A 21,229-nucleotide genomic window follows, 5' to 3' on the forward strand; every position below is an offset into this window, starting at 1 on the left:
CTACTTACAAAATAGGACAATTGGGACATTTGTGATTTGAATAACCATGATATCAAAATGAGAAAATATTTTTGAAACCGGTAAAGCATATTGTAAATTGCAGTTCTAAAAATGAAGCATGAAGAATATCTGTAAAATAGGAATGATTGGTTTGGTTTTCGCATTGGTAAACTGTCAATCAGTAAATAGTAGTAAAATGTTTTATGAAGGTGTGAAGCCGGAGAAAATTTCGGATCAGTTTAGCTTTACAGAAGGGCCGTCAGCAGATAAGGAAGGGAATGTTTATTTTACCGATCAGCCTAATGATAAAATTTATTACTGGGACTGGAAAAGCAATAAGGTTATGATGTTTCTGGATAAAACAGGGAGGGCCAACGGTACCCATTTCGATAAAGACGGGTATCTGATCACCTGCTCTGATGATCAGGGAGAAATCTGGAAAATATCAAAAGATAAAAAAGTGGAAGTCCTGCTGAAAGGATTTGAAGGGAAAAGATTAAACGGCCCGAATGATGTATGGAATGATGCTTCTGGTGGAATGTATTTTACAGATCCCCTGTATGAAAGAGATTATTGGGTAAACTTTAAGCAGGAACTGCCTCATAAAAGTCTTTATTACAGAAGTAAGGACGGGAAGATTTCCAAACTGGATACCTTTACACAGCCGAACGGGATTGCAGGAAGTGAGATCCTGAAAAAATTATATGTTTCCGACATTGATGCCGGGAAAACGTATGTGTATGATATTTTGGACGAAGGGAAATTATCAGAAAAAAAACTGTTCTGCGAGATGGGTTCCGACGGAATGATACTGGATAAACATGGAAATCTTTATTTAACCGGAGACGGCGTACATGTTTTCAACCGCTCCGGAAAGAAAATCTATCATATTTCCATTCCTGAAAAATGGACTTCCAATGTAACATTCGGAGGAGAAAACAATGATGTTTTATTCATTACCGCCTCAGAATCGGTGTATATTTTTCCAACGAAAGTGAGAGGAATAAAATAATCACAAAGGATTTACAGTAAAAGCGCTCAAAGATTTGTCTTTATAAACCTTTGAGCGCTTTTTATAATATTGTAAACCATTCCGTCAAAAATTCAAAGAATTTTTGACGCTCCTCCACGAAAGGTGAATGGCTACGTTTTCAATTGAATATTTTTTGTGTCATATCAAATCTCAATTTTCAAAGACTTATATGAAATTTATCCCGGCAAAGCATTTAAACTTAAATAACTTAAGTATTTAAACCTTTTGTGCCTTTTGTTGTTCATAACTTACATTGTTGATGACAAATTTTAATAAGCCACCTCCATTTTTACCTTTTTCCCTTTCAGTTTTTCATTCTGAAGCTTTCGCAAAACAGCATTCACTTTATTTCTGGCAACCGCAACGTAAGATGTTGTATCCTTTACTTCAATAATACCCACATCTTCTTTTTGCAGTTCTCCTTTTTTAATTAAATAGCCAACGATATCCACCTTGTTCACTTTATCCTTTTTTCCTGCACTGATGTAAATTGTCTGGAAAGGGGTTTTTTGCGGAACCCTGGTGAATCCGGCAACACTTTCTTCAGGAGTATTGTTTTTAATGAACGGGAAGTTTTCTTCCTCAGTCATAATGAGGTATACGAAACCTTTGGCATTCATTCTTGCTGTACGGCCGTTTCTGTGGATGAAGGCATCTTCTTTTGGAGGAAGCTGATAATGTACAATAGATTCCACTTCAGGAATATCAAGTCCACGGGCTGCCAGGTCGGTTGTAATAAGAATTCTTGCGGAATCATTTCTGAATTTCAATAATGCACGTTCCCTTTCATCCTGTTCCATCCCGCCATGGAAGGTTTCTCTGTCGATTCCCATCTGATGAAGAAGTTCCGAGATACGGTCTACTGCTTCACGGTGATTACAGAAGATCAGTGTTCTTTTGTTCCCGATTTTACAAACCAGGTTAAACAGGGTATCCAGCTTTTCTTCCGGAATCGTCATTACTTTTCTTAACTGAATATCAGGTTTTACTTCATTTTCTTTAAGGAAGCTGATGATTTTTTCATCTTTTAATCCGGTAAATGCAGGAATTTCATCCATTGCTGTTGCAGAGGTTAAAACCCTTTGAGAAAGTCCCTTTAATGCACTGCAGATAAATTCCATATCATCATGAAAGCCCAGTTCCAAAGCTTTGTCAAATTCGTCCAGAACCAGTGTCTTAACTGTTTTTGGATCAAAATTATTATTTCTTACGTGGTAAGTAACCCTTCCCGGAGTTCCGATTAAAACCGCGGGAGCTTCGATTAAATTATTGACTTCAATCTTTTTATCATGTCCGCCATAGCAAACGGAAACTTTAAAGTCTGTTCCCATCGATTTGAAAACCTGCTCAATCTGTAACGCCAGTTCTCTGGCAGGAACCAATATCAATGCCTGTACGCCCTGAACATCCTTTTTCAGATTTCTGAGAACCGGAAATAAAAAAGCAAGGGTTTTCCCCGAACCGGTAGGAGAGAGCAGCACAATATCCGTATTGTTTTCGGACGCTTTATAAGCAGATTTCTGCATCTGATTCATGTCCTGAATCTGCAGTTTTTGATAGATAGATTGTAGTTCCATGGTGCAAAGGTAGTGAATTTTGGATTTTGAGGGTTTAGAGTGAGAGGATCTTAGCGTTGGGAGGTTGGGAGGTTCGAGGGTTTGAGAGGATGTGTGTTTGAGAGTTTGAGGATTTGCAAACAGTTCTTTTTATTATGCTGCTGTCATTCTGAACGGAGCAAATCGTAATGAAGAATCTCAGCTTTTGATAATAGTTTCTTCATAAAATGAGTTGCTTCGACCCTGTCCAGCATGATAACTCTGATACTGTTCAATTGAAGCATATATTGTAAGACTGAGCGAAGTAAGCTTTTTTAAGATATAAGAGAGTCTCAAGAATAAATGAGCCGCACAGAAATTGTGGTTTTTATACTATAATAATTGACAATTCATTTGCGAAGCAAAATTCACTATTGACAGTTTCACTTACGGTTTCCCATAATGTTTTGGTTTGTTTTCAGGATACATTTGAATCAATAAACTTAATACTATGAAACTCTATCAAATCCTGGAAAATCAAATTAAGAAAGAACCTAACTATGTATCCGATAACGGAGAAATAAAAAAATGGGTAGTGCTTAACAAAGCTCAGAACTTTGATGAAGAACTGATCGCATTGCTTTTGGAAGATGCTGATCTGAAAGAAAAATTTTTTGTAAAAGTAAAAGATATCCGGGTATTTAAACAAAATCTCTTTATTCAGTTTCTTGAACAGAAAAACTATCTGAATGACAGCTATACCCAATTTAAAAATAAAGTGGGATTAACGATTGATGGTAAACATCTGAAACAGAGAAATGAAGTTTCGTTGGTCTGGCCATTTAAAGACTGTATCCTGGAAGGCGGACAAAGCCGTGAGGAAGATAAAAGAGAAGAAATTTTCTTTAATGAAACCCTTGCGCAGGACGAAATTACCGAACTTCTTGACCCAAAAGTATTAACGAATGCCAAACGGTTTGATAAAGAAGGTGACCATCATTTTGACCAATTCAATAGAGATGAAAACGGAACTATTACCGATAATTTAATCATTAAAGGAAACAATCTCCTGGCATTGCATTCTCTGAAAAAAGAATTTGCAGGTAAAGTGAAGCTGATTTATATAGATCCGCCTTATAATACAGGAAATGATAGTTTTAGGTATAACGATAGCTTTAATCGTTCCTCTTGGCTGACATTTATGAAAAATCGACTTTATATAGCAAAAGAAATGTTACATAAAAATGGTGTTATTTTTATTCATTTAGATTATAATGCCATACATTATTGTAAGTTGCTTATGGATGAAATTTTTGGTGAGGATAACTTTATTAATGAAATTATCTGGAGAAGAAAGCAAGCAACATCATTTGGCAATTCAAAGTTTGGAATTACAAACGATACCATATTGTTTTATTCTAATTCGCAAGTTTACGATTTTTACCCAATTTACTCTTTGGATGATGAAAATACACAAAATTACATCAAAGAAAGATTTGTTTATGATGATGGTGATGGCCATAAATATATGAAGTCTCCATTAGTTAATTCTTTAAATAGACCTAATTTAAAATATGTATTTGAAGGGGTAAATCCTCCTAAAAATGGTTGGTTATATTCAAAAGAAAGGATGCAAGAATTTTATGAGAATAATGAACTAATTATACCTAAAGATGCTGATGCGAGAATATATCGTAAAATTTTTCTAAAAAACTATAAAGGGCAAGTTATCCAAAATATTTGGACAGATATTCCAATTGTTAATCCAATGGCAAAAGAACAGGTTGATTTTAATACTCAAAAACCTGAAAGATTATTAGAAAGGATTATTGAAAGTGTTACAACTGAAAACGACATCATCCTAGACTACCATCTCGGCAGCGGTACCACAGCATCCACCGCTCACAAAATGAAGCGTCAATATATAGGGATAGAGCAGATGGATTATATAGAAACCGTTGCTGTAGAACGTTTGAAAAAAGTAATTGATGGAGAACAGGGCGGCATCTCAAAATCCGTCAACTGGCAAGGCGGCGGCTCATTCATCTACCTTGAACTCAAAAAATACAACCAAACTTTCATAGAAAAAATAGAAGAGGCTAAAGATGAAAAAACACTCCTTCAGATTTGGGAGGAAATGAAAGCTAAATCTTTTCTGAACTATAATGTAGATATTCAGAAGCAGGAACAGCATATTGAAGATTTCAGAACATTAAGCTTGCAGAAACAAAAGCAGCACCTTTGCGAACTGCTCGATAAAAACCAGCTTTATGTCAACCTTTCTTCCCTTAACGATAAGAACTTTGAGTGCACTTTGGAAGAACAAAAAGTAACCCGGGAATTTTATCAACTTAAAAACTAAGCACATGGCATTTTTACATGAAATATTCAATAATCCCTTTGCCCGAAAGGCTTTGGCGGAAGTTACCTTACCCAATGGAATTACAGATAATCTGAAATTCGGAATCCGTCCGTACCAGGAAGAAGCATTCCGGCGTTATTTGTATACTGAACGGGAAGATTTTGACGGGAAACCCAGGAAACCCCTGCATCTTCTTTATAATATGGCAACAGGAAGCGGGAAGACCATGGTAATGGGTGGTCTGATGCTTCATCTTTATGAAAAAGGATACAGGAACTTTTTGTTCTTTGTCAACAGCAACAATATCATTCAGAAAACGAAAGATAACTTTCTCAATCCTCAGACGTCCAAATATTTATTTCAGGAGAAAATTGTCATCAGTGGTAAAGAAGTTTTTTTGAAACAGATTGATAATTTTGATGAATCCGATCATGAAAACATCAATATTAAATTTACCACCATTCAGCAGCTTCATATTGACTTGAATAATACCAAAGAAAACAGTGTTACCTATGAAGATTTTCAGGATAAAAAAATAGTACTGATTGCTGATGAGGCTCATCATCTGAACAGTGGTACTAAAAGTGGAAACCTGTTCGGAAGCTGGGAAGAAACCGTTCTGGAGATCCTGCATCAGAATTTTGAGAATATCCTTCTGGAGTTTACGGCCACTTTAGATTATGAAAGCCGGGAAATTGCAGAGAAATATCAGGATAAAGTCCTTTATAAATATGATCTGGCTCAGTTCAGAACCGATAAATTTTCCAAGGAAATCAATCTTGTCCGTTCCATGTATGATGAGCAGGAAAGAGTCATTCAGGCTCTGATTCTGAATTTATACAGACAGGAATTGGCGACAATTCATCATATTAACCTGAAACCTGTCATTCTGTTCAAAGCTAAGAAAACCATCAAGGAATCTGAACAGAACAAAGAAAATTTTCATAAGCTGGTGGAGCTTCTTTCCGAGTCGATGATAGAGAAAATCAGGAAAACATCTACAGTTACCATTGTTCAAAAGGCATTTGATTTTTTTGCAGCCAGAAATATTTCAGGGAGTGATATGGTAAAACGGATACAGGCTAACTTCAGAGAAGAAAACTGTCTGAGTGCTAATAACGACTCAGAAGCAGAGAAAAACCAGATTTTACTCAATACGCTGGAGGAAGAAAATAATCCGATCCGTGCTGTATTTGCCGTTCAGAAACTTAATGAAGGCTGGGATGTCCTTAATTTATTTGATATCGTCAGATTATACGAAGACCGTGACGGGAAAGAGGGGAAACCGGGAAAAACCACACTTTCCGAAGCTCAGTTAATAGGTCGTGGAGCAAGATATTACCCGTTTGCTGTGGAAGAGGGAGAAGATAAATTTGTCCGGAAATACGATGATGATATTTCAAATGATCTGAAAATTTTAGAAGAATTGTATTACCATACCAAAGAGGACAGCCGTTACATCTCAGAACTTAAAAAAGCATTGGTTGACTCCGGAATATATGAAGACGAGGCCGGTCTTGAAACCAGACAGTTAAAGCTCAAACCTATCTTTAAAATCACAGAATTATATAAAAACGGGGTGGTGTTTTCCAATAAAAAGATACCCAAGAACTTTGGGAAAATAAAATCCTTTAAAGACCTGGGAATTATGAAACCCAGGTTCAGTTACCGGCTCTCTTCGGGAAGCGGAAAAACATCCAGTGTATTTTTTGAATTGGAGAAACCGGTGCCACTTGATGAAGGAATGAAACCAAAAGAAGTAAAAATCCGGGATATTCAGAAACATGTAGTGAGGTATGCCTTAAGCCGGAATCCGTTTTATTATTTTGATAACCTCTCCCGTTATTTTCCGCATATCACCTCCATCCGGGACTTTATAGAGGATGAAAAATATCTGGGCGGAATGGAAATCATATTCTACGGAACCTCAAACCGCCTTCAGGAAATTTCACATTTTGATTACCTGCAGGCACTGAACGGGTTATTGCAGAATATAGAAGCCGATATTAAACATAATGCTCCGGATTATGAAGGTTCACCGTTCCAGGCACAACCTGTCCGGGAAGTTTTCAGAGATAAAGAAATCAGGGTTACCAAAAACAGCGAAAGAGCAAGAGGGCAGGAGGATGTGGTTTCCGGTGAACCCTGGTATGCTTATAACGCTAATTACGGAACGATTGAAGAAAAAAGATTTGTAGAACTGTTTTCCAGACGTTTTAAAGGACTTAAGCAAAAATTTCAGGACATTCATCTGATCCGTAATGAAAGAGAAATTAAGATTTTTGATAAATCAGGGCGTGCTTTTGAACCGGATTTTATCCTGTTTTGCAGTCAGAAGAAAGATAAGCGGCTGACCTATCAGGTTTTTATAGAACCTAAAGGAACGCATCTAATGGATTATGACAGATGGAAAGATGACTTCTTGAGGGAAATGGGAGACAAAAAGAAAACCGTTACCATTCATACAGATGAGTATTTAATCACCGCTGTACCGTTTTATAATCATGAAAATGAAAGAGACTTTGAAAGAGCCTTGGAAAAAACGCTTACCAGCTGATCCTCCAACTTTCTTTTTCTCTTTAAATTTTAAATCTTTGAATCAATCTCGTTGATCTCCAGTTGTTTATCAGGTAAATATGAAACGGAAAAACTATTGCTTATCTCAAATAAAAAACGTATCTTTGCACCCACTTTTTGTGGTAAAGGTCTGAGAAAGTAAAATATTAAATATTAATAACTTCCGTATTTTTCAATCACATTTGTTAAGACCGTTGGAAGAGAAGGAATACAAATTTATTTAGAATTATGTCAAAAGAGACAAATTCAGCAGAATTATTATTAAACCAAAACGTAGCACCTGAACAATTTGACTGGGATTCATTCGAATCTGGTCTTGATGCTGATGCTAGAAAAGAGAAAAGTGATTTAGAAGAGATCTACAACGGATCATTAAACAACTTAGACGATAACGACGTTCTAATTGGTAAAGTTGTAAGATTAACTGATAAAGAAGCTATCGTAGACATCAACTTCAAATCTGAAGGTGTTATTTCTCTTAACGAATTCCGTTACAACCAGGGCCTAAGTGTAGGTGATGAGGTAGAAGTAATGGTTGACAAGAGAGAAGACAAAACTGGTCAGTTACAGTTATCTCACAGAAAAGCTAGAACGCTTAAAGCTTGGGATAAAGTAAACGAACTTCACGAAACTGGTGAAATCGTTAACGGTTTTGTTAAGTCTAGAACTAAAGGTGGTATGATCGTTGACGTTCACGGAATCGAAGCATTCTTACCTGGTTCTCAAATTGACGTTAAGCCAATTAAAGATTACGATCAGTTCGTAGGAAAAACTATGGAGTTCAAAGTTGTGAAAATCAACCCTGAGTTCAAAAACGTAGTAGTTTCTCACAAAGCATTGATCGAAGCAGATATCGAAGGTCAGAAAAAAGAAATCATCGCTCAGCTTGAAAAAGGTCAGGTTCTTGAAGGAACTGTTAAGAACATCACTTCTTACGGTGTATTCATTGACTTAGGTGGTGTAGATGGATTGATCCACATTACAGACCTTTCTTGGTCTAGAGTGAACCACCCATCTGAAATCCTTGAGGACGGACAGACTGTAAAAGTTGTAATCCTTGATTTCGATGATGAGAAAACAAGAATCCAGTTAGGTATGAAGCAATTAGAAGCTCATCCTTGGGATGCTCTTTCTGCTGACCTGAAAGTAGGTGACAAAGTAAAAGGAAAAGTAGTAGTTCTTGCTGACTATGGTGCATTCGTAGAAATCGCTCCAGGTGTTGAAGGATTAATCCACGTTTCTGAAATGTCTTGGTCTACTCACTTAAGATCTGCTGGAGATTTCGTAAAAGTAGGTGATGAAGTTGAAGCTGAAGTATTAACTTTAGACAGAGAAGAAAGAAAAATTTCTCTTGGTATCAAGCAGTTATCTAAAGATCCATGGGAAAACATCGAAGCTAAGTATCCGGTAGGATCTCAGCATGTAGGAACTGTAAGAAACTTCACTAACTTTGGTGTATTCGTAGAGTTAGAAGAAGGTATCGACGGATTAATCTACATCTCTGATCTTTCTTGGACTAAGAAAATCAAGCACCCGTCTGAGTTCTGTGCAGTAGGTGATAAATTAGATGTTGTAGTTCTTGAATTAGATATCCAGGCTAGAAGATTATCTCTAGGTCACAAGCAATTGACTGAAAACCCATGGGATAAATTCGAAACTAAATATGCTGAAGGAACTATCCACGCTGGTAAAGCAGTAGAAGTTCACGATAAAGGAGCTTCTGTACAATTCGAAGATGCTGAGGTTGAAGCATTCTGCCCTTCAAGATTATTAGAGAAAGAAGATGGATCTAAAATCAAAAAAGGTGAAGAAGCTGATTTCAAAGTAATTGAATTCAACAAAGAATTCAAGAGAGTTGTAGTTTCTCACACAGGGATCTTCAGAGACGAAGAGAAGAAAAACGTAAAAGAAGCTTCTTCTAGAAACGTATCTTCTTCTTCTAACAACGAAGAAAGATCTACTCTTGGAGACATCGATGCATTAGCAGAGTTGAAAAGAAAAATGGAAGAAGGTAAATAATCTTTGAACCATTCATAAATAGGAGCCACTCATTTGAGTGGCTTTTTTATTTTAATTTTTCAGGAGCTTCCTGCTGATCATTTATTTTTAAAGATGTTGGGTGGTTATTGATGATTTGTTAAAATAGTGGTCTGTATTTTGAGTTTTTCATCTCTTTTTGGGTTAATGAAAGGTTAATGATCTTGTGTTTTTAAATTATGATTGTTTTTACTGTTATTTTTGATTAGATCTAATTTAAAATATTCATTATGAAAAAAACACTTTTACTTCTCCTTTTTGCATTGTGTGCATCCTGGAATTCTTTACAGGCGCAGACTGATTATATTATCTGCCTGGATAACGGATCTACCGTGAGTGACACGAGGTTCAAAGAAATGCGGCTCACTGCTGTTAAATTAATTGAACGCCTGGTGGCCTGTCATCCTAAAAACAGATATGCAGTGGTTCATTACGGAGCCGCTCTGAATAATGGTCCCAGCCTGGGGCTTATTCCAAGAATATATATTGAGAGCGATTTTACAACCAATTCATTTCCGGAACCATATGTGACAAGAAGGTTAAATTATGGCCAGCATTTTCATGAAGCTTTAGGACTGATAGGAAATGCTCTGGATGGAACATATAATCCGGAAATTGTAAGTCCGCAGACCTCTTTGCATAGAGCGGCAGGCTTTAATCTTGTTGTTATTGTCATTACCGACGGTTCCAGAAATAGTGGGGATCTATCCACAGGCTCTTATCTTGTCAATTATTATGATACGGCACTGAATGATCCTGCAGCCTTTAAAAATGTAACCAGATTTAAAGTAGACAGAGGTGCCAAATTTGCCATGATCCATATGAGTCCCAACAGCCAGTCTTCTATGGCTGGAGCTTCTATTGCGAGTGCAGGAGGTTCCTATACCGGAGCGGTTGAAAGTAATGTTGATGATCCTGATTATGGTATATTACCCAGGCTGTATTATCCGAGACCTTCTACTTTTGTTTTTGATTCCGTTTTAGAAATGCCTAAGGTGGATGAGATCGTGAGTAATGTATGTACCCCTTCATCATGGGTGGGATCGCTTGCATTCAGGTATGAACCTTTCAACTGTGGCATGCCTGGTGATTTTAATATTACAGGCGGGTTTTCTTTACCTCAGGGAGCTGTTGTTCTGAATAATAAACTTGCCCTCAGAGATATCAGTACCGGGATAGATTATGGTATTTCCACTACAGGTAATGTGATTGGAAATGAAATATATTATCACTTTTCTCCTTCAGACATCAATATCCCTGCCGGATCAACGGGGAAGTATAAATTTATAATGACATTACAATACAGTACTTCCGGCGGAACCGTAGAAATTATGAGCTGGAATCATTATACCATGTTCAATTATGATCTGGATCTGGCAGCAGTTTGTTCAAGATCTGCTTCTGGAGCGGCGGCCAAATCTCTTACCGTAAGCCCTAATCCTACGGATGGTGCATTCAGGGGTACATTGACCAGAGAAATTGAATCCGGAAAACTGGAGGTATTGGATTTAAATGGTAATACAGTACTTACAAAGGTGGTCAGGGGGAAAATATTTGATGCAGATTTGAAAAACCAGCGACAGGGAATATACATAGTCAATATAACAACAGATAAGAACGAAACCTATTCAGAAAAAATCACTAAAAAATAAATAAAATAAAAAAACTGTCCATCCGGGCAGTTTTTTATTTTTATAAATATTGGATTTATAGTATGTGTTAAATTATTTTACATTTAAATGTTAAATTTTTAAATTTATTTCACTTGTTATGGAAAAAATATTACTTTAACGAAACTAAATTTAAAACTTTTAACTATGAAAAAAACATTCTTATTTTTCTTCATGGCATTTCTTATGTCGTGGAGTCAACTCAAGGCACAGTCTGATTATATTATTATGTTGGACAATGGTTCTTCAACAGATGAACTCGCATACATGCAGATGAGACTGGGTGGCATTAAATTAATAGAACAGCTTCTAGCCTGTAACCCGGAGAACAGAGTAGCAGTAGTACAATACGGAGCAGGAATACAGGGCAATAATACAGGCATCTATAAACCATTGATTTATATTGAGTCTGATTTTACCAAGGATCATTTTACAGCACAGAATTTTGAAAGACGGCTGAATTTCGGGGATTTCTTCGATGAATCTTTAGGTTTGGTAGATGATGCTTTAAACGGAACTCCCAATGCAGATATTGTAAGCGCCCAGAAAACACTGGATGTGGCACAGCCACTCAATGTTATCGTTCTCACTGATGCTGAAAGGAGTACAGGAGGGATTAATATTATCAACTCATCATTTATTACAAACAGTGACCCGAATGCTTCTTCAGAATTTTTCAATATGCTGAAGTTTAAAAACGAAAGAGAGGCGAAATTCACAATAGTTCATCTGAATACTAAACCCGTAGATATACAGGCTGCAGCGGCAGTTGCAAGTAGAAATATTGCAGGACCTTATACCGGTACAGCTGAATGGGTTTCCGGAAATGATAATAATGGTCCTAGAATGTATTATAACAGAACTAATGGATTCGGTTTGTATAGTTCGGAAATTAATTATTGGAAAGATATGGCAGAGAAGATCTGTCAACCTATTAAAGGCCAGCCAACATTCAACTTTCTGTATGAGCCGGGAGCCTGTGGGGCTGATTTTGCGTCGTTTAACGGAGAATATAACCTTCCGTCCGGTACAACTTTGATAGATTTAAAAGTGGATGTGGTAAGTCTGTCTACAGGCCAGGTGTATTCTATACCTGCTAATCCTGTATCTATAGGTTCAGGTGGTTTTTCTTATAATCTTCAGGCTTCTGATCTCGTTGTTCTAAAGTATGCAGGTGCTACAGGCTGGCATAAGTTCAGATTGACTTTGAACTATGACAATAACGGTCAGATCGGTTCTGTCTATAGCTGGAACAACTATCCGTATTTTGAGTATGATATTAATATGGATTGTCCAAGATCAGTTGAAGCTGTTGCTTCAGAAAAAGAGAAGATTTTCAAGCTGACTCCAAATCCTACCAGTGGATTGTTTTCAATAGTTCTTACCAAAGAAATGGCATCCGGAAAAGTGGAAGTAAGAGATCTTACAGGAAACCTGGTTTACCATAAACAATTACGCAATGAAAAACAGGTGGACGTGAATCTAAGTTCCCGAAAAGAAGGAATCTACATCGTCAATGTGATCACCGATAAAAACGAAACCTTCTCAGAAAAGATTATTAAAAAATAATTTTAAATAAAAAAACTGTCCATCCGGGCAGTTTTTTATTTTTATAAATAGTGGATTTATAGTATATATTAAATTATTTTACACGTAAATGTTAAAATTTTAAATTTATTTCACTTGTTATGGAAAAAATATTACTTTAACGGAACTAAATTTAAAACTTTTAACTATGAAAAAAACATTCTTATTTTTCTTCATGGCATTTCTTATGTCATGGTATTCTTTTAAGGCGCAGGGACTTGATTATATTATCATGTTGGATAATGGAAGTTCTGTTACTGATAAAGAATATGCCAAGATGAAACTAGGTGCAGTAAAGCTAATGGAGCAGCTTTGGGCTTGCAGACCTGATCATAGGATAGCAGTTGTTCAATATGGAACTGGGAAGTATGGTGAAACCAATAGTATGAATACACCTGTGATTTATATTGAGTCTGATTTTACAAGTGATCACTTTACCGCTCAGAATTTTGAAAGACGACTGGATTTTGGAGATCATTTGCATGAATCATTGGGAATTGTAAGTGATGCCTTAGATGGAAATTCGAATACCGGTATTATCAGTAATCAAACAATATTAAATAATACACAGCCCTTGAGGGTTATAGTATTTACTGATGCAGAAAGAAATTTAGGAGGTATTGATGGTTCGTATCTTGTTAATTTTAACAATACAACCTTTAGTTCTCCACAGGCATTTTTGAATGTGTTGAAATTCAAAAATGAAAGGTATGCCAGGTTTACGGTAATTCATGCTAATGCAAGTTCTTCAGCAAAAAATGCAGCGGCGGTTATTGCTACTCCTGGCGGAAACTATTTAGGACCAGTGGAGCCTATTTCGGGAGATCCTGAAAGTATGACGACTCCCCGATTATATTATAATAGACCGAATGGATTTGAAATTGTCCCTGGCGAAATGAACTTCTGGAAAGAAATGGCCAAAGAGATATGTGATTATGACAGTAATGCGAGGTATCTGAATTTCCAATATGAGCCTCATGATTGTATATATCAGCCTTCCAATATTGGGGCGCATTATTATCTTCCTCCATATACAACGTTGGTGGATTTTAAGTTAGATCTGGTAAGTTTGGAAACAGGTAATGTATATCCTGTTGGATTTAACCCAACATTCGGAAGCGGTGATTTTTTTAGTTATCAATTCCAGCCTTCAGATTTTGATGCAATAGTAAATGCAGGATCAACGGGATTGCATAAATTCAGAATGACAATGAATTATTTAGATGGTAATGAGCATAAAGCTGTTTATAGTTGGAATAATTATCCATATTTCGACCATGACATCGATATGGATTGCGTGCATTTAAGAGCGGCAAAGACGCAGCCGGAGGAGAAAATTTTCAAACTGACACCAAATCCTACTAATGGACTGTTTTCAATAGTTCTTACCAAAGAAATGGCATCCGGAAAAGTAGAAGTAAGAGATCTTACAGGAAACCTGGTTTACCATAAACAATTACGCAATGAAAAACAGGTTGAAGTGAATCTAAGTTCCCGAAAAGAAGGAATCTACATCGTCAATGTGATCACCGATAAAAACGAAACCTTCTCAGAAAAGATCATTAAAAAATAATTTTAAATAAAAAACTGTTCGCAAGGGCAGTTTTTTTTATGAACGTTTTTTCACCGTATAATAGTAATGAAATTATTAAAAATGCTGTAAATGTGGTATGGAAGGCATAAAATCAATAATGAATTCTCTATGCTGAGAAATGGTTAATGTTTTTAAGTTATTTTTATGTATTCGTATTTTATTATTTTTACAATTTATACAAATGAATGCGTTATTTATATGTGAAATATTTGTAGATTAGCGCCTTTAATAATGGATATGAAAAATAAAACTCTACCTCTTTTGTTTGCGGTATTTTCTGCATTTCCGGCTATATTGTTTGGACAGGATAATGAAAGGCTGATTAAAGACTATATTTCTCAAAATAAAATAAGAGAATATAAAAAATCAGATCTTAATAATATTATCATAGACAATGTGGATCCTTCAAAATCAATGAACGGTGATGTTGTGAAATTTTTACAGACATACAACGGCTTGCCGGTTTACAGTTCTGTAGGGACAGCATTGATTAAGGACAGCAAAATTGTTTATTATACAGACAATTTTGTGAAAGATTACACCAGTTCTACACCAGGTACTGCAGTGATCAGCAAAAATGCTGCCCTGAAGAAAATTGCCGAAGAGCTGAACAATTCCGATATTGCCGGCTTTACGATTCTTGGATACCGTGAAAAAAATGCCAACAGAGCTACCTCCGCCAATCAGAGACTGGTATATGCGAATGACGGAAAGGGAAATCTGCGTCTTGCCTATGAGTATACGCTGATGGAACCCCAATCTCCCAATTACTGGAACATTGTGGTAGATGCTACCAACGGAAGTATTTTAGAAAAAAACAACCTGACACTGTCATGCAGCTTCCATCCGGATGCCTATGCTTCAGATATTGATCATAACCATGCCGATCATTTTGAAAATAAATTTATCGGACCTCAGAATCTGATCGCTGAAAATAAAACCTCTTTTTTGGCACCGGATAATGCTACTTATAATGTATTTCCTCTGCCTGTTGAATCAGCAACTTTCGGATCGAGATCTATTGTTTCCAATCCCTGGATTCTTGCTGCTTCTCCTGAAGGGTGGCATTCAGACGGAACGAATCACTATAATACAACCAGAGGAAACAATGTGTTTGCATATGAGGACGTAGCAGGAAATTCAATGTCATATCCTACTTATATACCGGGAACACCGGCAGATGGTGGGGCATCAAGAAATTTTGACTTTCCTTTCGGGATATATGCTACCGCAGCTGCCAACAGAAATGCATCCATCACTAATTTATTCTATCTGAATAATAAAGTTCATGATATTTTCTATAAGTTCGGATTTACAGAAACGGCAAGAAACTTCCAGCAGAACAATTTTGGAAACGGTCCTGTAGGAGGAGATGATGATGTTGTATTTGCCGAAGCACAGGATGGAGGAGGTACCAATAACGCTAACTTCTCTTCTCCGGAAGATGGGTATAATCCTAAAATGCAGATGTATCTTTGGTCTGCAACCAACAGCAGATTATTGTTCTATAATACCCCTGGTACAGCAACAGGCCGTGCACCGATTGTAGGAAGCGCCCAGTTTGGTCCTGCATTGAACGCAACCGGAGTAACCGGAGAAGTAAAGCTGTCAACGGATCTTCAGGCTTGCCAGGCATTACCTGCAGGATCTCTTACCGGAAAGATCGGACTTATTGAAAGAGGTGGAGGGGCCAACTGCGGATTTGCTGTAAAAGTAAAAAATGCACAGAATGCAGGAGCCATAGGAGTTATTGTATACAGTAATGTAGGCGCTGTTAGCATTCCTCCTGTAATGGGCGGGGTAGATGGTTCTATTACAATTCCTTCAGTACTTGTTCAGAACTCTGAGGGAGAATATATAAAAAGCCAGCTTGCAGCTAATGCAACAGTAAATGTTACCCTGAAAAAAGATCCTGCCTATAATGTAGTTCCTGATGGAAGTTTTGATAACGGAATTGTTATTCACGAATACGGACACGGAATTTCAAACAGATTGACAGGTACAGGGTCAGCCTGTCTGAACGTTAATACCAGTAAAGAACAGATGGGAGAAGGATGGTCTGACTTCTTTGCGTTGATGTTAACCAATAAAGATGGCGATAATGCTTCAGTGCCAAGAGGCGTAGGAACCTACGTGGGAGGACAGACCAACGAAGGTCCGGGAATCAGACCGGCAAGATATTCACCTAATTTTGCAGTGAATGATTTTACTTATGGAGATACCAACACCATGCAGTATACCAATTCAAGCGGTGGTTTGAGCACCGATGTACACTCTATCGGATTTGTATGGGCTACGATGCTTTGGGATCTTCACTGGAAATATGTTGAAAAATACGGCTATTCTTCAGATGTATTGTCAAATACTACGAACGGAAGTACAAGAGTATTGCAGCTGGTGACAGATGCTTTGAAATTACAGCAGTGTAATCCTAGCTTTATTGAAGGAAGAGATGCCATCCTTAGCGCAGAAATGGCTACAACCCAAGGAGAGGATAAATGTATGATATGGAGTGTTTTTGCTAAAAGAGGACTGGGAGTCAATGCTTTAGCAGGAGCTAAAAATGTTATTACCGACCAGGTTGAAAACTTCGCAGTGCCTGAAGAATGCTTATTGGCAACCAATGAAGTAAAATCGGTGAAAGAAAATAAAATTTCAATCTATCCGAATCCTGCCAGCAATGAATTCTATATCAGCTTCCCAACGAATACCCTTGGAAAAGTAAGTGTGGAAATTTATGATATGTCCGGCAAAATGGTTTCTTCGGAAGATAAAATATCACCGGATGCTAAAAAAGCAATTTCTACAGAGAAAATGATCAACGGAACTTACATTGTAAAAGTAAAAGGTTTAGGCTTTGAATCTTCTTCAAAAGTAATCGTCAGAAAATAACGGATTCATATAATCAGTTTCAGAATCGCCGCAAGCAAAGCTTGCGGCGATTTTATTTATCTATCATGGCAACGCTTCCGGTGGTTTTAATTTATATATTGTAACTTTGCAGGCTGTTAAAAAAATTATGAAGAAGAAAAATATACTAAAAGGTGTTTTATTTGTAGGAATTGGAGCGAGTATATACGGGATGTTAGCCACTTTTGTGAAAATGGCCTATCATGATGGCTTTACAACTTCTGAAGTAACTACCTCTCAATTCGTATTGGGACTGGCCGGGCTTTTAATCCTGAATTTTATTCAGACCTTAACCTCAAAACAGAAATTATCATTACCGAGCTCTAAAGAAGTCAGAATGCTGATGCTTGCGGGAACATCGCTGGGAGGAACAAGTTTATTCTATTATATTGCCGTTCAGTACATCAACGTTTCCATTGCAATTGTATTGCTCATGCAGTCTGTATGGTTCAGTGTAGTAGTGGAAAGTATTCTCACAAAAAAACTGCCTAACGCAAGAAAAGTAGTTTCCGTTATTATCGTATTGGTGGGAACTGTTCTGGCAACCAATCTGATCAATATGGAGATTGAACTCGACTGGCATGGGGTTTTCTGGGGACTGATGGCGGCAGCTTCCTATACGCTGACCATGTTTACGTCCAATACGCTGGCAACCCATCTTCCGGTTTTCAGAAAGAGTATCATTATGCTGACAGGAGGATCCGTTGTTGTTTTTGCATTCCTGTTTTTTGCACAGATAGGGCCAATGTATTTTGACGGATTAAAGGCTTTCTATATGAATTTTACTGAAAATACAGAACACATCCACCCATTCAACTATTCAATATTCTGGACTTACGGAGCTGTTCTGGCATTGTTCGGAACCATTATTCCACCGGTTTTGTTCAATATCGGTTTCCCGAATGCCGGTTTGGGGCTGGGAAGTATCGTTTCATCACTGGAACTTCCGGTTTCTGTGACCATGGCTTTTGTGCTATTGGGTGAGCAGGTATTCCTGATACAGTGGATAGGAATTGTTTTAATCCTGTTTGCGATTGTTTTAATGAACCTTCCTTCCAAAAAAGAGAAAGAAGTTTCAATGGCGTAATCATCTTAAAAAAAATTAAATAAAAATAACAGTTGAAAACCGTTCCTTTTGGAGCGGTTTTTTTAATTTTAAAAATCTAAAACAAAACTTCATGAACTATTTCAGAAATCTGATGTCTGTCATTATGCTCGCAGCAGTGCCGGGACTGGTGTTTTCACAGCTTAAGCCCCTGGATGCCATGCTGTCTGATTATCAATACCCATATGAAGTTCATTTTCTCAGTCTGAAATCTCAGGACAATGATCTCAAAATGGCTTATATGGATGTAAAGCCGGCAAAACCGAATGGAAAAACAATAATGCTGCTGCATGGCAAGAATTTTAACGGAGCGTACTGGGAAAAAACAGCCGGGGATTTATCTGCCAGAGGTTTCAGAGTGGTCATTCCTGATCAGATCGGATTTGGTAAATCATCAAAGCCGCATAGTTACCAGTTTTCTTTTTCCCAGCTTGCTGACAATACCAAAGCAGTGCTGGATGAATTGAAAATTGAGAAAGCAATTGTTTTAGGTCACTCAATGGGAGGGATGGTAGCAACGAGATTCACATTGCTCTATCCGGAAAGAGTTCAGAAGCTGATTCTTGAAAATCCGATCGGGCTGGAAGATTACAAAACGTTTGCTGCTTACCAGACTATTGATCAGGCTTATCAGTCCGAACTTAAAAATACAGCGGAAACCTATAAAAACTACCAGCTGAAATTTTATTATGACAATAAATGGAAAGAAGAATATCAGCCATGGCTGGATCTTATTGCAGGATGGACGCTTCATAAAGACTATCCTCAGGTGGCATGGGATGCAGCACTGACGTCTGATATGATCTATAATCAGCCCGTATGTTATGAGCTTAAAAATATAAAAACTCCCACGTTGCTTATCATTGGGACAAGAGACAGAACAGCCATTGGAAAAGACAGGGCTCCTAAAGAGCTTCAGCCGAAAATGGGACAGTACCAGGAGCTAGGAAAGAAGACACAGCGTGAAATTGCAGGCTCAAAGCTGGTAGAACTGGACAATGTAGGACATTTACCTCATATAGAAGTTTATCCTCAATTTTTTGATGCTCTGTATAATTTTATTAAATAACTGATTAATACAGTAATTTCGGAGCGAAAAGTTATTTTCTGTATTTAAGGGGATACCGGTTTTACAGGTAAAAGAAAAAATAAATAAAAAGAAGGATGAAAATCAAAAATAAACAGGGGAATAATGATGGTTTCTGGATAGTCTTTTTCTATGTTGTATTTATACTTTTGTTCCTTGGAATGGGAGTTGGCGGAATTTATTATAGTGTAAATAAATTTTACAGTCATATCATTTTAGTATCTGATGGAGTCAAAACGGAAGCAAGGATCACGGGATATGAAGAAAGCTGGTCGAAGGATAGTGACGGGAATGGAAGTACCAAAATGTATTCTCCGGTGATCACTTATTACGATTCTTCCAATCATTCGTATACACTCCATGCAGACTATAGCAGCAACATGAGGGAATGGTCTAATGATGTAACCGTGTATTTTGATAAAGAAAATCATTCAAAAGCCATTCGTGGTGGTTTTTGGCACCTGTGGTTCTGGCCGTTTGTGATACTGTGCCTATCTATGATTCCATTGGGAATAGTATTGTTTGTTCTTAATTATTATATAAAGTCACTATATAAAAGAAAAAAACGTTGGTAGCTAAACGGTCTTTTCTTTTGGCCTGAACATCAGCAGGGAAAGTACCCCTGTTGCTGAAAAAATAATGCATGAGATCCCGAGGTTCCGGATGAAGCCAATGCTGATGAGCCCGGCTCCGATCAATACATAATAGATAAGCCCCAGCAGTGCTCCTGCGCTCCCTGTTTCATTCTTATACCTGATCAAGGCTGTGCTTAAGATGTTAGGAATGGCAATACTGAATGCCATCACAATGAAGAAATAAGGGATTAGAAAATAAATTTCCCGGCCTGATAAAACCCACACAAAAACTGAAGCAATAAACGCTGCCCACGTGCTTACCCTGACTAAGGTTTTAGATTGTACATTATTCAAGAGCAGGTATCTGTTAAGCTTTGCCCCTGCAAAAGTGCCTGCAGCCAGAATAATACTACTGTATCCAAAAGCATAGGAAGAATACTGCTGCTCTTTAAATAAAAACGGAGCCAGTGAATAATATGAAAACAGCAGTACATTGAAGCTCATGATCAGTAAGCAGCACCTGATGATTTCATGATCACACAGCATTCGTTTTAATAAATTCCAGAGGGTGCGGATGTTGGTTTCTTTTCCCGGAAGATGGGTTTCAGAGACTTTTTTTCTGGAAAGGAGATAAAATAAAATCGCCAGAAGATATAAAGTGATAAAAACACCCTTGTAACCGGCAGTGGTGGCCAGTGCAGAACCAGTGATCATCCCGATGACAGGACTGATGGATAAACCGATCCCAATCCATGAAAATACTTTGCTGATACTGTCTTTATCATACATATCACGTAAAATGGTCTGGGTAACAATAGAACCCACCGCAATCCCAAAAGCGGAAATAACCCGGGCAGCAAGCAGCAGGATAAAATCCGGAGCAAAAACAGCGGCAAGAGTCCCGATTCCATAAGTGATCAGACCATATTCAAGGGCTTTTTTCCTTCCGATCCTGTCACATTGCACCCCCCAGAATGCGACGCCAAGGGCAAATGCAATGAAGTATAAGCTTATCGTCAGGGTGGCAGATTCTTCCTTCACTCCAAACTGTTCCTGTACCATTGGTAAAACAGGGCTGTAAATGGTTTCTACAAACTGTGGAAGCATTACGAGCAGGGTCAGCAGCCAGAGCGGATTTGTCTTTTTCATTTTTTTCT

13 protein-coding genes are annotated in these 21,229 nt (G+C 37.5%); 11 read left to right on the forward strand and 2 right to left on the reverse strand.

Features of this window, described 5'->3' with window-relative positions:
* The first annotated feature begins 118 nt into the window (after window positions 1–118).
* Window positions 119–1,012, forward strand: a complete 894-nt coding sequence (locus BBI00_RS01750; RefSeq protein WP_065397151.1) for an SMP-30/gluconolactonase/LRE family protein — start codon at window positions 119–121, stop codon at window positions 1,010–1,012.
* 290 nt (window positions 1,013–1,302) lie between these two features.
* Here BBI00_RS01750 and BBI00_RS01755 read toward each other — a convergent pair whose 3' ends face one another.
* Entirely contained in the window at window positions 1,303–2,610 is a 1,308-nt protein-coding gene (locus BBI00_RS01755) for a DEAD/DEAH box helicase (protein ID WP_065397152.1), read from the reverse strand.
* A gap of 469 nt (window positions 2,611–3,079) precedes the next feature.
* Here BBI00_RS01755 and BBI00_RS01760 point away from each other — a divergent pair, with 469 nt between their 5' ends.
* From BBI00_RS01760 to BBI00_RS01805, 10 genes are all read left to right on the forward strand, one after another.
* Window positions 3,080–4,930 (forward strand): DNA methyltransferase, encoded by a 1,851-nt coding sequence (locus BBI00_RS01760; RefSeq protein ID WP_065397153.1) that lies wholly within the window; start codon window positions 3,080–3,082, stop codon window positions 4,928–4,930.
* Window positions 4,931–4,934: 4 nt separating this feature from the next.
* Window positions 4,935–7,487, forward strand: a complete 2,553-nt coding sequence (locus tag BBI00_RS01765; RefSeq protein ID WP_065397154.1) for a DEAD/DEAH box helicase family protein — start codon at window positions 4,935–4,937, stop codon at window positions 7,485–7,487.
* A gap of 248 nt (window positions 7,488–7,735) precedes the next feature.
* The gene (gene rpsA / locus BBI00_RS01770) at window positions 7,736–9,526 is read left to right on the forward strand and encodes a 30S ribosomal protein S1 (RefSeq protein ID WP_065397155.1); all 1,791 of its coding nucleotides are present in this window, start codon (window positions 7,736–7,738) and stop codon (window positions 9,524–9,526) included.
* A 248-nt stretch (window positions 9,527–9,774) separates the two neighbouring features.
* Window positions 9,775–11,196, forward strand: a complete 1,422-nt coding sequence (locus BBI00_RS01775; protein WP_065397156.1) for a T9SS type A sorting domain-containing protein — start codon at window positions 9,775–9,777, stop codon at window positions 11,194–11,196.
* Window positions 11,197–11,361: 165 nt separating this feature from the next.
* A complete protein-coding gene (locus BBI00_RS01780; RefSeq protein WP_065397157.1) occupies window positions 11,362–12,783 on the forward strand; it encodes a T9SS type A sorting domain-containing protein in 1,422 nt (473 codons plus the stop codon).
* Window positions 12,784–12,949: 166 nt separating this feature from the next.
* Window positions 12,950–14,374, forward strand: coding sequence for a T9SS type A sorting domain-containing protein (locus BBI00_RS01785; RefSeq protein ID WP_065397158.1), 1,425 nt, complete (start codon window positions 12,950–12,952; stop codon window positions 14,372–14,374).
* Between the two features lie 258 nt (window positions 14,375–14,632).
* Window positions 14,633–17,287 (forward strand): T9SS-dependent M36 family metallopeptidase, encoded by a 2,655-nt coding sequence (locus tag BBI00_RS01790; protein ID WP_228394698.1) that lies wholly within the window; start codon window positions 14,633–14,635, stop codon window positions 17,285–17,287.
* 127 nt (window positions 17,288–17,414) lie between these two features.
* On the forward strand, window positions 17,415–18,392 hold the full coding sequence (locus BBI00_RS01795) for an EamA family transporter (protein ID WP_065397160.1): 978 nt from the start codon (window positions 17,415–17,417) through the stop codon (window positions 18,390–18,392).
* Window positions 18,393–18,483: 91 nt separating this feature from the next.
* Window positions 18,484–19,479: an alpha/beta fold hydrolase gene (locus BBI00_RS01800; protein ID WP_065397161.1), complete on the forward strand. Its 996-nt coding sequence runs from the start codon at window positions 18,484–18,486 to the stop codon at window positions 19,477–19,479.
* Window positions 19,480–19,574: 95 nt separating this feature from the next.
* The gene (locus tag BBI00_RS01805; protein WP_065397162.1) at window positions 19,575–20,072 is read left to right on the forward strand and encodes a DUF3592 domain-containing protein; all 498 of its coding nucleotides are present in this window, start codon (window positions 19,575–19,577) and stop codon (window positions 20,070–20,072) included.
* Here BBI00_RS01805 and BBI00_RS01810 read toward each other — a convergent pair whose 3' ends face one another.
* On the reverse strand, window positions 20,073–21,221 hold the full coding sequence (locus BBI00_RS01810) for an MFS transporter (protein ID WP_065397163.1): 1,149 nt from the start codon (window positions 21,219–21,221) through the stop codon (window positions 20,073–20,075).
* Window positions 21,222–21,229: the final 8 nt, after the last annotated feature.

The organism is Chryseobacterium arthrosphaerae (assembly GCF_001684965.1).
GTDB lineage: Bacteria > Bacteroidota > Bacteroidia > Flavobacteriales > Weeksellaceae > Chryseobacterium > Chryseobacterium arthrosphaerae.

Coding starts and splice junctions, on each gene's coding strand:
- BBI00_RS01750 (WP_065397151.1), top strand. CDS start 119: ATGAAGAATATCTGTAAAATAGGAATGATTGGTTTGGTTTTCGCATTG.
- BBI00_RS01755 (WP_065397152.1), bottom strand. CDS start 2,610: ATGGAACTACAATCTATCTATCAAAAACTGCAGATTCAGGACATGAAT.
- BBI00_RS01760 (WP_065397153.1), top strand. CDS start 3,080: ATGAAACTCTATCAAATCCTGGAAAATCAAATTAAGAAAGAACCTAAC.
- BBI00_RS01765 (WP_065397154.1), top strand. CDS start 4,935: ATGGCATTTTTACATGAAATATTCAATAATCCCTTTGCCCGAAAGGCT.
- rpsA (WP_065397155.1), top strand. CDS start 7,736: ATGTCAAAAGAGACAAATTCAGCAGAATTATTATTAAACCAAAACGTA.
- BBI00_RS01775 (WP_065397156.1), top strand. CDS start 9,775: ATGAAAAAAACACTTTTACTTCTCCTTTTTGCATTGTGTGCATCCTGG.
- BBI00_RS01780 (WP_065397157.1), top strand. CDS start 11,362: ATGAAAAAAACATTCTTATTTTTCTTCATGGCATTTCTTATGTCGTGG.
- BBI00_RS01785 (WP_065397158.1), top strand. CDS start 12,950: ATGAAAAAAACATTCTTATTTTTCTTCATGGCATTTCTTATGTCATGG.
- BBI00_RS01790 (WP_228394698.1), top strand. CDS start 14,633: ATGAAAAATAAAACTCTACCTCTTTTGTTTGCGGTATTTTCTGCATTT.
- BBI00_RS01795 (WP_065397160.1), top strand. CDS start 17,415: ATGAAGAAGAAAAATATACTAAAAGGTGTTTTATTTGTAGGAATTGGA.
- BBI00_RS01800 (WP_065397161.1), top strand. CDS start 18,484: ATGAACTATTTCAGAAATCTGATGTCTGTCATTATGCTCGCAGCAGTG.
- BBI00_RS01805 (WP_065397162.1), top strand. CDS start 19,575: ATGAAAATCAAAAATAAACAGGGGAATAATGATGGTTTCTGGATAGTC.
- BBI00_RS01810 (WP_065397163.1), bottom strand. CDS start 21,221: ATGAAAAAGACAAATCCGCTCTGGCTGCTGACCCTGCTCGTAATGCTT.